The 16,440-nt window shown below is 69.8% G+C and carries 13 protein-coding genes and 1 riboswitch; of the genes, 8 read left to right on the top strand and 5 right to left on the bottom strand.

All coding sequences use genetic code 11. The annotated features are described in order from the left end of the window. Positions 1 to 16: 16 nt before the first annotated feature. Positions 17 to 379: a hypothetical protein gene (locus tag MWM08_RS17780; protein ID WP_244407838.1), complete on the bottom strand. Its 363-nt coding sequence runs from the start codon at positions 377 to 379 to the stop codon at positions 17 to 19. A gap of 46 nt (positions 380 to 425) precedes the next feature. Between MWM08_RS17780 and MWM08_RS17775 the strand changes: the two genes are divergently transcribed. From MWM08_RS17775 to MWM08_RS17755, 5 genes are all read left to right on the top strand, one after another. After that, entirely contained in the window at positions 426 to 1,418 is a 993-nt protein-coding gene (locus MWM08_RS17775; protein WP_244407837.1) for an ArsR/SmtB family transcription factor, read from the top strand. A gap of 12 nt (positions 1,419 to 1,430) precedes the next feature. Then, positions 1,431 to 4,925 carry a methionine synthase gene (gene metH, locus MWM08_RS17770; RefSeq protein ID WP_244407836.1) on the top strand — a complete coding sequence of 1,165 codons (3,495 nt, stop codon included), beginning with the start codon at positions 1,431 to 1,433 and terminating at the stop codon, positions 4,923 to 4,925. Positions 4,926 to 4,948: 23 nt separating this feature from the next. Then, entirely contained in the window at positions 4,949 to 5,851 is a 903-nt protein-coding gene (locus tag MWM08_RS17765; RefSeq protein WP_244407835.1) for a cation diffusion facilitator family transporter, read from the top strand. 2 nt (positions 5,852 to 5,853) lie between these two features. Further along, positions 5,854 to 6,849, top strand: coding sequence for an energy transducer TonB (locus tag MWM08_RS17760; protein WP_244407834.1), 996 nt, complete (start codon positions 5,854 to 5,856; stop codon positions 6,847 to 6,849). Positions 6,850 to 7,031: 182 nt separating this feature from the next. Further along, positions 7,032 to 7,586, top strand: a complete 555-nt coding sequence (locus tag MWM08_RS17755; RefSeq protein WP_244407833.1) for a cob(I)yrinic acid a,c-diamide adenosyltransferase — start codon at positions 7,032 to 7,034, stop codon at positions 7,584 to 7,586. A gap of 21 nt (positions 7,587 to 7,607) precedes the next feature. Here MWM08_RS17755 and MWM08_RS17750 read toward each other — a convergent pair whose 3' ends face one another. From MWM08_RS17750 to MWM08_RS17735, 4 genes are all read right to left on the bottom strand, one after another. Next, positions 7,608 to 9,593 (bottom strand): TonB-dependent receptor domain-containing protein, encoded by a 1,986-nt coding sequence (locus tag MWM08_RS17750; RefSeq protein WP_244407832.1) that lies wholly within the window; start codon positions 9,591 to 9,593, stop codon positions 7,608 to 7,610. A 149-nt stretch (positions 9,594 to 9,742) separates the two neighbouring features. Beyond that, a riboswitch (cobalamin riboswitch) is annotated at positions 9,743 to 9,959 on the bottom strand. 62 nt (positions 9,960 to 10,021) lie between these two features. Then, a complete protein-coding gene (locus tag MWM08_RS17745) occupies positions 10,022 to 10,657 on the bottom strand; it encodes an exopolysaccharide biosynthesis protein (RefSeq protein ID WP_244407831.1) in 636 nt (211 codons plus the stop codon). A 181-nt stretch (positions 10,658 to 10,838) separates the two neighbouring features. Continuing rightward, positions 10,839 to 11,633: an enoyl-CoA hydratase gene (locus tag MWM08_RS17740; protein WP_244407830.1), complete on the bottom strand. Its 795-nt coding sequence runs from the start codon at positions 11,631 to 11,633 to the stop codon at positions 10,839 to 10,841. A gap of 5 nt (positions 11,634 to 11,638) precedes the next feature. Next, a complete protein-coding gene (locus MWM08_RS17735) occupies positions 11,639 to 12,856 on the bottom strand; it encodes a CaiB/BaiF CoA transferase family protein (RefSeq protein WP_244407829.1) in 1,218 nt (405 codons plus the stop codon). Positions 12,857 to 13,085: 229 nt separating this feature from the next. Here MWM08_RS17735 and MWM08_RS17730 point away from each other — a divergent pair, with 229 nt between their 5' ends. Genes MWM08_RS17730 through MWM08_RS17720 form a run of 3 tightly spaced genes read left to right on the top strand, consistent with a single transcriptional unit; the run spans position 13,086 to position 16,413 of the window. After that, positions 13,086 to 14,117: an amino acid ABC transporter substrate-binding protein gene (locus MWM08_RS17730; protein WP_341482823.1), complete on the top strand. Its 1,032-nt coding sequence runs from the start codon at positions 13,086 to 13,088 to the stop codon at positions 14,115 to 14,117. Positions 14,118 to 14,127: 10 nt separating this feature from the next. Beyond that, on the top strand, positions 14,128 to 15,333 hold the full coding sequence (locus MWM08_RS17725; RefSeq protein WP_244407828.1) for an amino acid ABC transporter permease: 1,206 nt from the start codon (positions 14,128 to 14,130) through the stop codon (positions 15,331 to 15,333). Between the two features lie 3 nt (positions 15,334 to 15,336). Continuing rightward, the gene (locus MWM08_RS17720; RefSeq protein WP_244407827.1) at positions 15,337 to 16,413 is read left to right on the top strand and encodes an amino acid ABC transporter permease; all 1,077 of its coding nucleotides are present in this window, start codon (positions 15,337 to 15,339) and stop codon (positions 16,411 to 16,413) included. Positions 16,414 to 16,440 lie beyond the last annotated feature (27 nt).

Genomic DNA, 16,440 nt, shown 5'->3' with positions numbered 1-16,440 from the left:
GCAACCGCGCCCTTGATCACACGGCGCGGAAGCGCGCCGTGGTCAGCGGGTCCTGAGCGAGGGCCTGCACGAGTTCGGCCCGGCCCGCCTCGGTCGAGGCCAGCACCAGCACGCGGTCGAACCAGGCCGCACGCCCGCGCACCCGCGCCTGGAACAGGCGGTCCAGCGCCTGTGCCGCGGCGCTGCGCCCGGCGCAGCAGGCACAGGCAACGGCGTGGCGCGGTTCGGGCGCGAAGGATTCGGTGACCGGCGCGCCCGCATGATCGGGCACGGCGCCTTCGGCCAGAAGCGCGGCCGGCCGGCCAGCCAGCATCCCGGGCAGGGCGGCGGCTTCGGGCAGGATGGTCACCGGAATGCGGGTGTCGATGGACCAGGCCATGATGTACTGGACATAAGGATATCTTTATGAGTATGTCCAGCCCGTTATGGACTCACTGCTCACCGAACTCCGCGCCGCGGCCGAGCCGACCCGCCTGCGGCTGCTGGCGCTGTGCGCGCGCGGCGCCTGGTGCGTGTCCGACCTGGTGGCGATCCTGGGCCAATCCCAGCCCCGCCTGTCGCGCCACCTGAAGCTGCTGGTCGAGGCCGGGCTGCTGGTGCGTACGCCCGAGGGGGCGAATGCCTGGTTCCAGCTCGCGCCGGATGCGGATTTGGCCCGCCAGGTGCTGGCGCGGCTGCCGGAGGAGGACCCGCTGCTGGCGGCTGACCGCCGGGCCGCTGCTCGGCTGGCTGCGGAACGCGCGCGCGCGGCCTCCGAATCCTTCCGTCGCCATGGTGCGGATTGGGACGAGTTGCGCGCGCTCGGCCTGCCCGCCGCGGCGATCGAGGCGGCGACGGATGCCGCGCTGCCGGCGCGCATCGGGCGTCTGCTCGATATCGGCTGCGGCACCGGCGGGCTGCTGGAACGCCTCGCGCCGCGCATCGACGAGGGGGTTGGCGTGGATGCCTCGCGCGACATGCTCGCGCTTGCGCGCACGCGGCTGGCGGAACGCGGCTTGTCGCACATCGCGGTGCGCCAGGCGGACATGTACCGGCTGCCGATCGCGGACAGCGCTTTTGATGCCGTCACGCTGCAGATGGTGCTGCACTACGCCGAGGACCCCGCGGCGGCGCTGGCGGAAGCCGCGCGCGTTCTCAAGCCCGGCGGCGTGCTGGTGGTGATCGACCTGGCGCCGCATGGGCGCGCCGAATTGCTGGGTGGTGCCTTCGCGCACCGCTGGCCGGGCTTCGACGATGCCGGGATTGCCGGCTGGCTGGGGGCGAGCGGCTGCGTGCCGGCGCACATCGGCACCGTCGCGGTGGGCCGCGCCGAAACAGGCGTCGCGGTGGGCCCCGCCGAAACCAACGAGGCCGAGCTTCCTGTTCGTGTCTGGGTCGCCGAACGCATGACCCGCCCCGTTTCCGTCCCGGCTTCCTGAAGGACCTTCTGCATGTCCCGACCGCATCTGCTTGATGTTCTCCGCGACCAGGTCCTGCTGTGCGATGGCGGCATGGGCGCGCGCGTGCAGGCGATGACGCTCGATGTCGCGAAGGACTACTGGGACAAGGAGAACTGCACCGAGGTGCTGAACCTCTCGCGCCCGGACATCGTGCGCGAGATCCATCGCAGCTACTACGAATCCGGCGCCGACATGGTGCTGACGAACACCTTCGGCGGTTCGCCCATCACGCTCGAGGAATTCGAGCTCGGCGCCCGTGCCTTCGAGATCAACAAGCTGGCGGTCGAACTGGCGCGGGAGGCGGGAGAGAGCTTCGCCGATGGCCGCCACCGCTGGGTGGTGGGCGACATCGGCCCGGGCACGAAGCTGCCGAGCCTGGGGCACATCACCTACGACGCGCTGGAGGCGGCGCTGGTCGAACAGTGCCGCGGGTTGATCGCCGGTGGTGCGGATGCGCTGCTGACCGAGACCAACCAGGACACGCTGTACATCAAGGCCGCGGTGAATGCGGCGAAGATCGCGCGCGCGCAGGCAAAGTCCGACATCCCGATCTTCGTGCAGGTGACGGTCGAGACGACCGGCACGCTTCTGGTCGGTCCCGACATCGCCGCAGCTGCAGCCGTGGTGCATGCGCTGGACGTGCCGCTGATCGGGCTGAACTGTGCGACGGGTCCTCAGGAGATGGCCGAGCATGTGCGCTGGCTGTCGCAGAACTGGCCCGGGCTGCTGAGCGTGCAGCCCAATGCTGGCCTGCCGGAACTGGTGGACGGCAAGACGCACTACCCGCTGGGTGCGGCGGAAATGGCGACCTGGATGGAGCGCTTCGTGGCCGAGGACGGCTTCAACCTGATCGGCGGGTGCTGCGGGACCTCGACGCCGCATATCAGCGCGCTGGATGCGATGCTGCGCCGGATCGGTGGCGCCGCCGCGCGGCCCGCGCCGGTGCGCCGGAAGTTCCATTGGGTGCCGTCGGTCGCGTCGCTGTATTCCGCGACCGCGCTGCGCCAGGAGAACGCGTATTTCTCGATCGGCGAGCGCTGCAACGCGAACGGGTCCAAGGCCTGGCGCCTGGCGCAGGAAGCCAATGACTGGGACAGCTGCCTCGCCATCGGGCGCGAGCAGGTGGGCGAAGGGTCGAACAGCCTGGATATCTGCACCGCCTTCGTCGGCCGCGACGAGATGCGCGAGATGAGCGAGGTCATCACCCGCTTCACCGCCAGCGTGAACAGCCCGCTGGTGATCGATTCCACCGAGACGCCGGTGATCGAGCAGGCGTTGAAGCTGCATGGCGGCAAGCCGATCATCAACTCGATCAACTTCGAGGAAGGCGAGGGCGCGGCGACCGACCGCATGATCCTGGCCAAGAAGTTCGGCGCCGCGGTGATCGCGCTGACCATCGACGAAGTCGGCATGGCCAAGACCGCCGAGGACAAGCTGCGCATCGCCCGCCGCCTGGTGGATTTCGCCTGCAACAAGCACGGCCTGCCGCAATCCGACCTGATGATCGACCCGCTGACCTTCACGATCGCGACCGGCAACGAGGATGACCGCAAGCTCGGGCTGTGGACGCTGGAGGGCATCCGCATGATCCGGGAGGAATTCCCGGACATCCAGATCATCCTTGGACTGTCCAACATTTCCTTCGGCCTGAACCCCGCGGCGCGGCATGTGTTGAACAGCGTGTTCCTTGACCACGCCGTGAAGGCGGGCATGACCGGGGCGATCGTGCATGTCTCGAAGATCAAGCCGCTGCACAAGATCCCGGCCGAGGAGGTGAAGGTCGTCGAGGACCTGATCTTCGACCGCCGCGCCGAGGGCTACGACCCGCTGCAGAAGCTGCTCGAGATCTTCGCTGGCCGGAAGGCGGCCGACAACGTCGCGAAGGTGAAGGCGGAGACGGTCGAGGGCCGCCTCAAGGACCGCATCGTCGATGGCGACCGCAAGGGGCTGGACAATGAACTCGCCGACGCCCTGGCCAAGGGCATCGCGCCGCTGAGCATCATCAACGACATCCTGCTGGATGGCATGAAGGTGGTCGGCGAACTGTTCGGCGCGGGCAAGATGCAGCTGCCCTTCGTCCTGCAATCGGCCGAGACGATGAAGGCCGCCGTCGCCTACCTCGAGCCGCACATGGAGCGTGTCGAGGGTCAGGAAAAGGGCATCATCGTGCTCGGCACGGTGAAGGGCGATGTCCACGACATCGGCAAGAACCTGGTCGACATCATCCTGACCAACAACGGCTACCGGGTCATCAACCTGGGCATCAAGGTGCCGCTGTCGCAGATCGTGGAAGCCGCGGTGGAGCACAAGGCGCATGCCATCGGCATGTCGGGCCTGCTGGTGAAGTCCACCGTGGTGATGCGCGAGAACCTCGAGGAGATGTCGCGCCAGGGCATCGACCTGCCGGTGCTGCTGGGCGGTGCCGCGCTCACGCGCAACTATGTCGAGGATGATTGCGTCAAGGCCTATGCCTGCGGGCGCGTGGTCTATGCGCGCGATGCCTTCGACGGCCTGCACCTGATGGACAAGGTGATGGGAAATGATTTCGACGGCTACCTGGGTGCCGTGCAGCAGAAGCGGTCGGGCAAGTCGAAGAACGAGAAGCGCGTGCTGGGCCAGGCCGACCCGCGCGGCTTCGCGCCGGTGGACCTGGGGTATGCGCAGGAACGCCGCCGGCGCGTCGCCGCGGAAAGCCAGGCGCCGAACCCGCCCTTCTGGGGTGCGAAGGTGATGGAGGCCGACCCGCGCGCGCTGGTGCCCTTCATCAACGAGCGCAGCCTGTACCAGTTCCAGTGGGGCTTCCGGAAAGCCGGGCGGTCTCTCGATGACTTCCTCGGCTGGGCGAAGCAGGAGCTGCGCCCGGTGCTCAAGCGCATGCTGACGCTGACGGATGAGCAGAAGATCCTGAAGCCGCAGGCCATCTACGGCTATTGGAAGTGCGCCGGCCAGGGCAACGACCTGATCCTGTTCGAACAGGACGGCACGACCGAGGCCGCGCGCTTCAACATGCCGCGCCAGCCCAAGGCCGATGGCGAATGCATCGCCGACTTCGTGCGCGACATCGACGATGCCGAGCGCGACGTGATCGGCCTGCAGGTGGTCACCGTCGGCCAGAAGGCGTCGGACCTGGCGCGCGAATGGTTCGAGGAGAACCGCTACCAGGACTACCTGTACCTTCACGGGCTGTCGGTCGAGATGGCGGAGGCGATGGCCGAATACACCCACAAGCGCATCCGCGCCGAATGGGGCTTCGCGGGCGAGGACGAACGCGACATCGAGAAGATGCTGTCCCAGGGCTATCGCGGCGGCCGCTATTCCTTCGGCTACCCCGCCTGCCCGAAGCTCGAGGACCAGGAGCCTCTGCTGCGCCTGCTGAAGGCGGAACGGATCGGCGTGACCATCAGCGACGAATGGCAGTTGCACCCCGAGCAATCGACCAGCGCCATCGTGCTGCATCACCCGCGGGCAAAGTACTTCTCGGTCTAGGCGCGGGCGGGTAAACCCGCGGCATGGTGGAAGGCAGGCTGGGCCAGGCCACGACGCTTGCCATCGGCAGCGTCGTGGTGGCCATCGTGGTGCTGGGACTGAAGGCCGGGGCCTGGTGGCTTACCGGCTCCGTGGCGCTGTTCGCCGATGCACTCGAGAGCGTGGTGAACGTCGCCGCCGCAACCGCGGCGCTGGCGGCGGTGCGCCTGTCCTCGCTGCCGGCGGATGCGAACCACCCCTACGGGCATGCCAAGGCGGAATACTTCTCGGCCGTGCTGGAAGGCGCGCTGATCATCGTCGCGGCGCTGCTGATCCTGCACCAGGCCTGGGGCGCGCTCGCGGCGCCGCGCGTGCCGGACCAGCCGGGGCTGGGCCTGGCGATCTCGGCGCTGGCCTCGGCGGGCAATGCGGCCTGGGCCATGGTGCTGATGAAGCGCGGCCGCGCCCTGCGATCCCCGGCGCTGGTCGCGGATGCGCGGCATCTGTGGTCGGATGTCGTGACATCGGCCGGCGTCATCATCGGCGTGGGTCTGGTGGTCGCGACCGGCATCCTGTGGCTCGACCCGCTGCTGGCCGCGCTGACCGCCGGCAACATCTTGTTCTCCGGCTTCCGGCTGCTGCGCGAATCGGTCGGCGGGCTGATGGACGAGGCGGTACCGGCACACACGCTGGAGCGCATCCGCCGCATCGTCGCCGAACAGGCCGAGGGTGCGATCGAGGCGCATGACCTGCGCTCCCGCCATGCCGGGCGCTTCACCTTCCTGGAATTCCACCTGGTCGTGCCGGGTGCCATGACGGTCGCGCAGTCGCATGAGATCTGCGACCGCATCGAGGCCGCGCTGAAGGCGGAACTCGACACCGCCATCATCACCATCCATGTCGAGCCCGAAGGCAAGGCGAAGCACAAGGGCGTGCCGGTGCTGTGACGATGCGCGCGCGCATTCCGCTGCGCGATGTGCGCGGTCAGGCGCGATGGCTGGCGGCCGGGGTGCTGGCCTCGATCGCGCTGCACGGGGCGCTGCTGGCGGCACTGCTGCTCTGGCCCAGCGCGGAGCAGCAGCCCGATCGCAGCGATGAGGGCGCGGTCGCCCTGGTCTTTGCCGACGTCGTCGACCCCGGCGGCGGCGCGGCCACCGAGGACCCCGCACCACCCGAGCCGCCCTTGGCGCCGCCACCGCCCATGGCTGCCGCCCCGCCGCCGCCGCCACCTGCGCCGCCGCCGCCGGCGGCGCCCATCGCAGCACCGGATGCAGGCCCGCCGGTCGACGCCGGGATTCTGCCGCCCCCGGCCCCCGAGCCGCCCGCGCCGGTTACCGAGCCCGCTCCGCCGGCGCCGGTGGCCGAGCCCGCGCCGCCGCGCGACACCGCGCCGGTGGCACAGCCGGCGCCGCCACGCGACCCCGCGCCGGCGCCGCCCGAACCAGCAGCGCGGATCGCCGAGGCACCCCTACCGCTGCCGCCCGAACCTGCCCCCCCCGCCGAACCCACGCCCCCCGTGCAGACCGCCGCGAATGCCGCGCAGCGCCAGCCACGGCCGGCGCGGCCACAAGGCGCACCGGGTCAGATGCGCCTCGATGCCGGCATCGGGGCGCTGCCCGATCCGTCCGCCGGTGCCCTGGCCATGGGCGCGGTGGTCCCGCCGGGTGCCGATGCCGGCCAGCGCAACGCGCCGCCCGAATACCCACAGGAAAGCCGCCGTCGGGGTGAGGAAGGCGTGGTCCGCCTTGCACTTCGCGTGACCGTGGACGGGCGCGTGGAATCGGCCGAGGTGTCGGCCAGTTCGGGTCATCCGCGGCTCGACCAGGCGGCGGTCGAGGCAGCGCGGCGCTGGCGCTTCCGACCGGCCATGCAGGCGGGCCAGCCGGTCGCCGCGACGCTGCCCACCGCGGTGCATTTCCGCCTGACCGATACGCGCGGGCGATAACGACCGGGCGTGACGGCGCGTTCCGCAGCGTGGACGCGGCCCGGCGCCAGGCCCGGCCACGCACCGGCGGTGCGCACGTCGCGCACGGCGTGCGCCGGCGCGACCCGCTGCGCGCCGGCGCGGCACTTGCGGCGCGGCACCAGCACGCCATAACCGGAGCGCGGGACCAGGAGACCGCCGCCATGGTGAAGCTCGATGTCATCACGACACGCGGCGGCGATGCGGGGGAGACCTCGCTCGGCGACGGCCAGCGCGTGCGCAAGGATGCGCTGCGCGTCGAGGCCTTCGGCACGGTGGACGAGGCGAATGCCGCGCTCGGCCTCGTGCGCCTGCATGCGGATGCGCAGGCGGATGCGATGCTCGCGCGCATCCAGAACGAGCTGTTCGATGTCGGGGCGGACCTGTGCGTGCCGGGTGAGGCGGGGGCGCGGCTGCGCGTGAGCAACACGCAGTCGGCGCGGCTCGAGGCCGAGATCGTCGAGATGAACGGCGCGCTGCCGGCGCTGAAGTCCTTCGTGCTGCCCGCCGGCTGCGCGGCCGCGGCGCACGCACATGTGGCGCGCACCGTGGTGCGGCGCGCGGAGCGCCTGGTGGTGACGTTGGCGGCGCAGGAGGAGGTGAACCCGGCGGTGGTCCGCTACCTCAACCGGTTGTCGGACCACCTGTTCGTGCTGTCCCGCCGGTTCAATGCCGCGGCGGGCGGCGACGTGATGTGGGTGCCGGGCGCGACCCGCTGAAGGCGCCGCGCCCGGCGGGCTTCAGAAGGCCCCGCGCATGCCGACGACCGCTGAACGCCCTGGCACGACAAAGGCGTTTGCCGGTTCGTAGCGGGTGTTTCCGATGTTGCGCACCTCGACGAAGGCGGTGAGCTGCGCGGTCACCGGCAGCGACGCGGTGAGGTTGAACAGCCAGCCATCCGGGTTCTTGCCGGCGGTCGGCAGCGCATTCCCGTTGTCTTCGTAGCGCGCGAAGGCTCCTTCGGGGGAGGGGCCGACATACAGGATTTCCGGCGCGATGACGAAGCGCGAGCGCGGCACGCCGAACCAGCCGACCTCGGGCGCGATGCGCGCGGTCAGGCTGGCCACGTTGCGTGGGCGGCGCGGCAACGGCGTGTCGGTCTCGACATCGCGCGCCTCCAGCACCGTCCAGGAGCCGGTGACCGACGCCCAGTCCGCCGGGCGCAGCGTCACGGCGAATTCGCCACCACGGATGCGCGCGCGGTCGATGTTCTCGAGCGTGGTGAAGGTCGAGTCGAAGTTGATCAGGTTGCTGATGCGGTTGTCGAAATACAGCGCCGACAGCGTGGCGTAGCGCCCGATGTCCGTCTCCCACCCCACCTCCCAGGATTCGGAGGTCTCGGCCTGCAGGTTCGGGTTGCCGCGGAAGAACGACCCGATCTGGCCAAAGCGCTGGTACAGCGAGGGCGCCTTGAAGGCCGTGCCGCCCGAGGCGCGGATACGCGATCCGATCTCGGGCAGTTCGAGCACGGCGCCGAGCCGCCAGCTGGTCTGCGAGCCGTAGTCCTCGGTGTCGTCCAGGCGGGCCGCCGCGGTCACGTCGAGCCGGCCGAAGAAGCGTGCTTGCGCCCCCACATAGCCGTAGCCGCTGCTGCTGCGCGCATCGACCGTGGTGCGGAAGAAGGGCGACCCGGCCCCGCTTTCCACCTGCTCGCGGTCCCAGCCACTGCCGAAGGTGAGCACCGCATCGGTGAATATGCCCTCGGCCGAGGGCAGGCGCAGCGTATTGTCCCAGGCGATGCCACGGCGTTCGCCGTTGTACAGGTCGTCGGCGGTCGATTGGCTGAGGCTGTCGGGCAGGTTGGTGTAGCGGCGGCGATCATGGCTGCCCGAGACGCGAAAGCCGGTGGTCCAGGCGCCACCGGCGAGGTCGGTCCGGCTGCGCAGGAAGCCGAACCAGTTGCGGTCCTGGCCGGTGTAGTTCGGGTCGTCGTTCGGTACGTTGTCGAGCCCGGCGGTGTTTTCCCGCCAGCGCAGCAGGCCGTCGATGCGGGTCTGGCCGATCGCCGCCTCGGGCGTGGTCTCGCCGATCGTGACCCCCATGCGCGCCGTCATGGCGGCCGCGCGCAGACCGTCGCGCTCGCCCTGATTGGTGGTGATGCGCGGGGCGATGACGTTGTAGCCCTCGGTCGAGAGCGCCTGGCCGGTGATGCCGTAGTCGAAGTTCCCCACCGTGCCGCCGGCGCCGACATACCCGCGCGCCGTGCGCTGGGTGCCGCCCGCCACCTCGCCATAGGGCGCGAAGGTGCGGTCGCGCGGGGCCTGGCGGGTGATGAGGTTGACCACGCCACCGATCGCCGCCGTGCCATAGACGGCCGAGACCGGGCCGCGCACCACCTCGATCCGCTCCACGTCGCCCAGCAATTCGTTGCCGAAGTTGAAGGCGCCGTTGGGTTCCGAGGAATCGTTGAGCGGCACGCCGTCGCGCAGCACCAGCACGTGGCGCGAATTGGTGCCGCGCACGAAGCCCGAGGCCTGCTGGCCCGGCCCGCCCGCCTGCACCAGGCGGAAGCCCGGCACGGCGGCCAGCGCATCGGCCAGGGTCACGTAGCCGTAATCCTCGATGTCCTGGCGCGTGATCAGCGTGGTTGCCGCCGGGATGCGGTCCTGCGGTGTCGGCACGCGCGTGGCGCTGACGATCGTGTCGGGAATCGTGGGTTGCGGGTCCTGCGCCCAGGCGGGGGCGAGGGGGGCGAGAATCAGTCCAAACAGGATCCGGTGCTTCATCCGGGAATCCCTCCGTGCACGTGCCGCGGTTCGCCGCCTGGCCTTGCGACCGGACGGCGGGCTGGCGTCGTGCTCGCATACGGAGGAACGCCGGCGCAGTGGCCGGCGGGCCTTGGTCCGTTGCGCCGGTGCACCCCGCCCGGCACGCGCGAGACAACTCTGCGCCGGCCGGTCTCCTGGCTCGCGACGGGAAGGGGGCTGTCGCCGCCTCCGCCGGTCCCGCCTTCTCGCGCCGAAGCGCAATGGCGTGTGGGACCGGGCTCGTCGCCTACAGTTGCGGGGGCAGCCGCGGATGGGCGGTGGGTTTCACCGCGTCGCGCGTTCCCGTTTCAGCCCTTTCGGGCCACCGGCGCATGGGCGGAGCCTAGGGCGGGTGCGTGGCGGCGTCCATGGGCGCCGGCGGCGATGCGCGCCCGGCGCCCGAGGGGCTAGAACACGTACCCCAGCGCTTCCATGCCGAACCACAGCAGCGCCAGCAGCACCGCGGTGGCGAAGATGTTGCCCAGCAGCGTCAGAACGATCCCCAGGCCCACGACCTTGCTGTCGTTCTCGACCACGCCGAGCGCCATCACGATGGTGCCGAAGGCCGGCGGCCCGTTGGTGCCGGGGCCCGGCAGGATCAGCATCAGGGCCGAATAGGCCGTGAGCCAGCCCACCACCTTGTCGGCAAGCGGCGAGGTGAAAGGCCCCGGGCGCGGGCGGACCCAACGCTCGATCTTCGCGATGGCACGCGAGACGCGCGTATCGGCCCCGGCCGTCAGGCGCATCACGTCGCTGCGCTTGAGCGACTGCCGCGCGATGAAGCCCGGCAGCTTCGGCTTGCGGAAACCCAGGCCCATCTGCACGCCGAGGATCAGCATGGGCGTGCCGAAGACGCTCGCCATGCCCGGCAGCAGGCCGGGCAGGCAAAGCAGCAGGATCAACAGGCCGAAGGCGCGGTCGCCGAAAGCTTCCGCCATCTCGCCCAGCGTGATGCGTTCGCCGGGGCACTGCGCCGCGACCTCCGCCACCAGGCGCGAGATGGGCGCCGAGGCGTGCGAGTCCGCAAGCATGGCGTCGTTCATGCGCGGCGCATCATCCGGTGCGCGCCTGCACCTGCGCCCCTGTCGTCAGCCATGCGATGCATCGCCCCCTGTTGCGCCCCGTTGGCCGGGTGTGCGGCCATGCGCCGCCGGGCGTCTTTAGCACGGTAGGGCGCCGGCCCGGAACGGCCGGCGCGTTTCATTTGCGCAACCCGGGGGCGCCTCAACGCCCCTGGAAGGCCGGCTTGCGCTTGTCGAGGAAGGCGCGGCGGCCTTCCTTGTAGTCCTCGCTGTCGAAGCAGGCCGCCATGGCGGCGTTCAGTGCCGCGATGTCGCGGTCCGCGCGGTCCTGCAGCACCGCCTGCACCGTGCGCTTGTTGGCATAGAGCGACAGCGGCGCGTTGCGCGCGAGCGTCGCCGTCAGCCCCGCCACCTCGTTCGCCAGCGCATCGGCGGGCACCACCTTGTTGATCAGGCCTACGCGCTGGGCTTCCTGCGCATCGAAGCGCTCGCCCGTCATGAGGATCATGTGTGCATGCGCGGGGCCGACCAGGTCCACCAGGTGGCGCACCATGTCGAAGCCATAGGCGATGCCGAGCTTCGCCGCCGGGATGCCGAACTGGCTGCCCTCCGCCGCGATGCGGATGTCGCAGGACATCGCGATGCCCAATCCGCCGCCCATGCAGAAGCCGCGGATCTCGGCGATCACGGGCTTGGGGAAGGTGGCCAGGCGCAGCCGCCCGCCGGCGGTCTGCTTGCTGTATTCGCGCTGCGCATCTGCATCCGACCGCAGCTTGTCGAACTGGCTGATGTCGGCCCCCGACACGAAGGCCTTGTCGCCGGCGCCGGTGAGCACGACGCAACGCACCGAGGCATCGTTCTCGAATACGTCGAGCGCATCGCCCATGCCCGCCCACATCGTCACCGACATGGCGTTGCGCTTCTCGGGCTGGTTGAAGGTGATGCGCCCGACCCCGTCGGTGATCTCCGCGAGGATCTTCCCGTCAGCGAATTCCATGGCGCTCACTCCGCGTTGATGACGCCGAGGCCGCGCAGGCGCGCGACGTCGTCATCCGTGTAGCCGACGCTCTTGAGGATCTCGGCGGAGTGTTCTCCGAGGCGCGGCGGGATGCGGCGGACCTCGCTCTCGATGCCCTCGATGTTGATGGCGGAGGAAACGAGGTGCGTGTCGCCGCGATCGGGGTGCTTCATCGGCATCGCCATGCGCAGGTGCTGCACCTGCGGGTCGGCGAAGACCTGGTCCACCTTGTTGATCGGCCCGCAGGGAATGCCGATGCGCTCCAGCAGGTCGATCCAGTGGTCGGACGGCTTCTGCTTGAACACCTCGGTGATCGCGGCGTTCAGGCGCTTGCGGTCGGCGCTGCGGCCCTTGGCGGTCTTCCATTCCTCGACCTCGAGCCATTCGGGGTGGCCGACCGCCTCGGCGAACTGCGCCCACATCTTCGGCGACGACGCCGCGATGTTGACCGGCTTGTCGGCGGTGTCGAAGGCGCCCATCGGGATGTTGACCGGGTGGTCGTTGCCGGCCTGCCCCGGTATTTCGCCGTCCATCAGGTAGCGCGCCGCCTGCAGGTCGAGCATGAAGACCATGGCTTCGAGCAGGGATGTGTGCACCCAGCGCCCCTTGCCGGTCTTCTGCCGTTCCCACAACGCCACCATCACCGCGAGGGCAAGCAGGTTGCCGGCGGTCAGGTCGACGAAAGGAATGCCCGCGCGCATCGGCCCGCGGCCGGGTTCGCCGGTGATGGTCATCATGCCGCCCATGCCCTGGGCGATCTGGTCGACGCCGGCGCGCTCGGAATACGGGCCGGTCTGGCCGAAGCCAGAGATCGACGCGTAGATCAGCCGCGGGTTCACGGCGTGCACCTGCTCGGGCGCGATGCCCAGGCGGTGCTTCACCCGCACGCGCATGTTCTCGACCAGCACATCGGCCTTGGCTGCGAGCTTGAAGAAGGCGGCCTTGCCGTCCTCGGTCTTGAGGTCGAGCGCGATGGACCGCTTGTTGCGATGCAGGTTCTGGAAGTCGTAGCCCTCCCGCGCGCCGCCCAGCCCGTCGTTGAAGGCGGGCGGTTCGATGCGGATGACCTCGGCCCCCCAGTCGGCCAGGTGGCGCACGCAGGTCGGGCCCGCCCGCGCCAGGGTCAGGTCGAGCACCACAATGCCAGCGAGCGGCAGCGTGGCGGTCGTCGCGTCGCGGGGGTCGATGTGGCTGTCCGGCATGGTGTCCTCCTTGGGGAGCGACACTAGGGCGGGCGGCGGCGCACGGCCAGGGAGGGGGCTGCGCCTATCGGCAAGGCGGCAGGCGGGCGGTTTCGCCCAACTTCCGGGCAGGCGCCGCGGTGCCTCACAAAAATGCGCGCATTACCCCCTTGTAATGGATTGTGACGCGCAGCAATTCCCCGCCGGCCGCGACGGGCAATTCCGCACGGCATGGGGAGATGAGGGTATCATGATGTGGAAAGGCATCGCCGCAGCCGCGGCGGCCATGTTCGCGTTCGCGCCGATCGCCGCCGAAGCGGGCCGCGACCTCGATCAGATCAAGCAGCGCGGCACGCTGCGCTGCGGCGTCCAGGGGCCGTCCAACCCAGGCTTCGGCGTGCCCGACAGCCAGGGCCGCTGGACCGGCTTCAACGTCGAGGTCTGCCGCGCCATCGCCATCACCATCTTCGGTGATCCGACGAAGGTGGAATTCGTGCCCGTCACGACGCAGAGCCGTTTCCCGGCGCTGTCCTCGGGCGAGGTGGACGTGTTGTCCAACAACACGACCTGGACGCTCACGCGCGACACGAACGTCAACCGCTTCAATCAGCCTGCCATCACCTTCTATGACGGCCAGGCGCTGATGGTACCGCGCCGTCTCAATGTGACCAGCGCACGGCAGCTCAACGGTGCGACCGTGTGCGTACAGCCCGGCACCACCACCGAGCTGAACATCGCGGACTTCTTCCGCGCCAACAACCTGCGCTTCACGCCGGTGGTGATCGCGGATCTCGATGAGATCCGCCGCGCCTACGACAGCGGCCGCTGCGACGTCTTCACCAACGACTTCGCCGCGCTCGCCGCGCAGCGCACGCTGCTGACGCGCCCGGCCGACCACGTCATCCTGCCCGAGCGCCTGTCGAAGGAACCGCTGGCCGTCACCATCCGCCAGGGCGACGAGGAACTGACCAACATCGTCGCCTGGACGACCTTCGCGCTGATCGACGCCGAGGAGCTCGGCATCACAAGCGCGAACGTGGAGCAGATGGCGGGCTCCTCGACCAACCCGGTGATCCGCCGCCTGCTGGGCGTCGAGGGCAACATGGGTGAGTCGCTCGGTGCCGCGCGCGCCGACTATGCGCGCCAGATCATCCGCACCTTCGGCAACTACGGCGAGATCTTCGAGCGTCACCTCGGCACCAATACGCCGCTCGGCCTCGAGCGCGGCCAGAACAACATCTGGACGCGCGGCGGCCTGCTCTACGCGCCGCCGGCGCGCTGAGCCCCGCGCCGTGGCCGGCGTGGAACCCACCGCGCCGGCCATCGGCGCCGGACGGGCGGGACGATCCGCCCTGAACATCCTGCCGCGCGGCGCCTCGCTGCGCGGCATCCTTTGGCAGGCCGTGCTGCTGGTCGTGGTCCTGGGCCTCGGCTGGTGGCTGGTCGGCAATGCGGAACGGAACATGGCCGCGCGCGGCCTGTCCTTCGGCTTCGGCTTCCTCGAACGCTCGGCCGGCATCCCGATCGGCGAGCACATGATCCCCTACACGCCGGCCGACACCTATGCGCGGGCGCTGACCGTCGGGCTGCTCAACACGCTGCGCGTTGCGATCGTCGGCATCCTGCTGTGCACGGTGCTGGGTGTGGCGCTGGGCCTTGCGCGGCTTTCGTCGAACCCGCTGCTGCGTGCGCTGACCGGCGGTTACATCGAGGTTATCCGCAACACGCCGCTGGTGCTGCAGCTGGTGTTCTGGCACGCGCTGCTGCTGCAGCTACCCTCCGTGCGGCAGGCGCTGAATCCGCTGCCGGGGGTGTTCCTGTCGCAGCGTGGCGTGAAGATTCCCGCGCTGGTGGCGGAACCGGCGCTTTACTGGATGCTCGGCGCGCTGGCCGCAGGGGCGATCGGCTGGTGGCTGCTGCTGCGGCGCGAACGCGCGCGCCAGGCCGCGACCGGCGAACGCCGCCCGACCATCCTGCCCGGCCTTGCCATGCTGCTCGGCCTGCCGGCGCTGTCGATGCTCGCGATGGGCGCGCCGCGGGTCGAATGGCCCGAACTCGCGGGCTTCAACTTCGAGGGCGGGCTGGCGCTCAGCCCGGAATTCTTCGCGCTGCTTGTGGGCCTGGTGGTCTACACCTCGGCCTTCGTGGCCGAGATCGTGCGCTCGGGCATCCAGTCGGTGCACAAGGGGCAGCCGGAAGCGGCGCAGGCGCTGGGGCTCACGCCCGGGCAGAAGATGCGCCTCGTGATCCTGCCGCAGGCGATGCGCGTGATCATCCCGCCAATGACCAGCCAGTTCCTGAACCTGACGAAGAATTCCTCTCTCGCTGTGGTTATCGGCTATCCGGACCTGGTCTCGATCTCGAACACCTCGATCAACCAGACCGGGCAGGCGATCGAGGTGATCGCGATCTTCATGGCGGTGTACCTCGCGCTCAGCCTGATCACCTCGCTGCTGATGAATTTCTACAACAGCGCGGTCGCGCTGAAGGAGCGCTGAGCCATGAGCGCTACCCTCGCGCCACCCGCGCCGGGCTTCTTCACGCGCGCCGCGATCTTCGCGCGCGCCTGCGTGACCGGGCCGCTCAACATCGCCATCACGCTGGCTTGCGTCGCGCTACTGGTGTGGCTGGTGCCGCCGCTGCTGCGTTGGGCCGTGCTGGACGCGACCTGGTCGGGCACCGCCGCCCAATGCCGCGAGGCCGGCGGCGCCTGCTGGGCCTTCGTGCGGGAAAAATTCTGGTTCTCGATCTTCGGCTTGTATCCCTACGAGGAACGCTGGCGGCCGGCGACGATGATCGTGATCCTGGTGGCGATGGTGCTGGCATCGTGCCAGCGGCGCTTCTGGAACCGCTGGCTGATGCTGGCCTGGGCGGTCGCCGCGCCGGCGATGCTGCTGCTGATGGCAGGCGGCGTGCTGGGCCTCACGCCGGTCGCGACGCGGCAATGGGGCGGGCTCACCATCACCGGCATCATCGCTGTGTATGGGCTGGCGCTGGGCTATCCGCTCGCGATCCTGCTCGCACTCGGGCGGCGGTCGGACCTCACGCTGGTGCGCTGGTTCTCCACCGCCATCATCGAATGCGTGCGCGGCGTGCCGCTGATCAGCCTGCTGTTCATGGCGGCGATCATGCTGCCGCTGTTCCTGCCCGAAGGTGTCACGCTCGACCGGCTCGCGCGCGTGCTGGTGGCCTATACGCTGTTCACCGCCGCCTACATGGCCGAGGTGGTGCGCGGCGGCCTGCAGGCCATGCCGCGCGGACAGTATGAGGCTGCGGATGCGCTCGGCCTGTCCTACGGCAAGAAGATGCGCCTCGTGATCCTGCCGCAGGCGCTCGCCATCACCATTCCCTCGCAGGTCAACACCTTCATCGGGCTGTTCAAGGACACCACGCTGGTGGTGGTGATCGGCGTCTTTGACTTCTTCACCACGCTCCGTGCCGCGCTTGGCGACCCGAACTGGCTCGGCTTCCCGACCGAGGCCTATGTCTTCGCCGCCGGCGTGTACTTCGTGCTGTGCTTCGCCATGAGCCGCTACAGCCAGCGCCTCGAGACCACCTTCCGGCCCGGGCAGCGATAGCGTCGGATCGTGCGGCCGCAAGCGCCG

The organism is Roseomonas fluvialis (genome assembly GCF_022846615.1).
GTDB classification, from domain to species: domain Bacteria; phylum Pseudomonadota; class Alphaproteobacteria; order Acetobacterales; family Acetobacteraceae; genus Neoroseomonas; species Neoroseomonas fluvialis.
The sequence above is the reverse complement of the archived record's forward strand: the minus strand, read 5'-3'. Positions and strand labels throughout refer to the sequence as shown.

What these genes read in the sequence shown, in the direction of transcription:
- MWM08_RS17780 (WP_244407838.1), bottom strand. Translation starts at nt 379, where the DNA reads ATGGCCTGGTCCATCGACACCCGCATTCCGGTGACCATCCTGCCCGAA.
- MWM08_RS17775 (WP_244407837.1), top strand. Translation starts at nt 426, where the DNA reads ATGGACTCACTGCTCACCGAACTCCGCGCCGCGGCCGAGCCGACCCGC.
- metH (WP_244407836.1), top strand. Translation starts at nt 1,431, where the DNA reads ATGTCCCGACCGCATCTGCTTGATGTTCTCCGCGACCAGGTCCTGCTG.
- MWM08_RS17765 (WP_244407835.1), top strand. Translation starts at nt 4,949, where the DNA reads ATGGTGGAAGGCAGGCTGGGCCAGGCCACGACGCTTGCCATCGGCAGC.
- MWM08_RS17760 (WP_244407834.1), top strand. Translation starts at nt 5,854, where the DNA reads ATGCGCGCGCGCATTCCGCTGCGCGATGTGCGCGGTCAGGCGCGATGG.
- MWM08_RS17755 (WP_244407833.1), top strand. Translation starts at nt 7,032, where the DNA reads ATGGTGAAGCTCGATGTCATCACGACACGCGGCGGCGATGCGGGGGAG.
- MWM08_RS17750 (WP_244407832.1), bottom strand. Translation starts at nt 9,593, where the DNA reads ATGAAGCACCGGATCCTGTTTGGACTGATTCTCGCCCCCCTCGCCCCC.
- MWM08_RS17745 (WP_244407831.1), bottom strand. Translation starts at nt 10,657, where the DNA reads ATGAACGACGCCATGCTTGCGGACTCGCACGCCTCGGCGCCCATCTCG.
- MWM08_RS17740 (WP_244407830.1), bottom strand. Translation starts at nt 11,633, where the DNA reads ATGGAATTCGCTGACGGGAAGATCCTCGCGGAGATCACCGACGGGGTC.
- MWM08_RS17735 (WP_244407829.1), bottom strand. Translation starts at nt 12,856, where the DNA reads ATGCCGGACAGCCACATCGACCCCCGCGACGCGACGACCGCCACGCTG.
- MWM08_RS17730 (WP_341482823.1), top strand. Translation starts at nt 13,086, where the DNA reads ATGATGTGGAAAGGCATCGCCGCAGCCGCGGCGGCCATGTTCGCGTTC.
- MWM08_RS17720 (WP_244407827.1), top strand. Translation starts at nt 15,337, where the DNA reads ATGAGCGCTACCCTCGCGCCACCCGCGCCGGGCTTCTTCACGCGCGCC.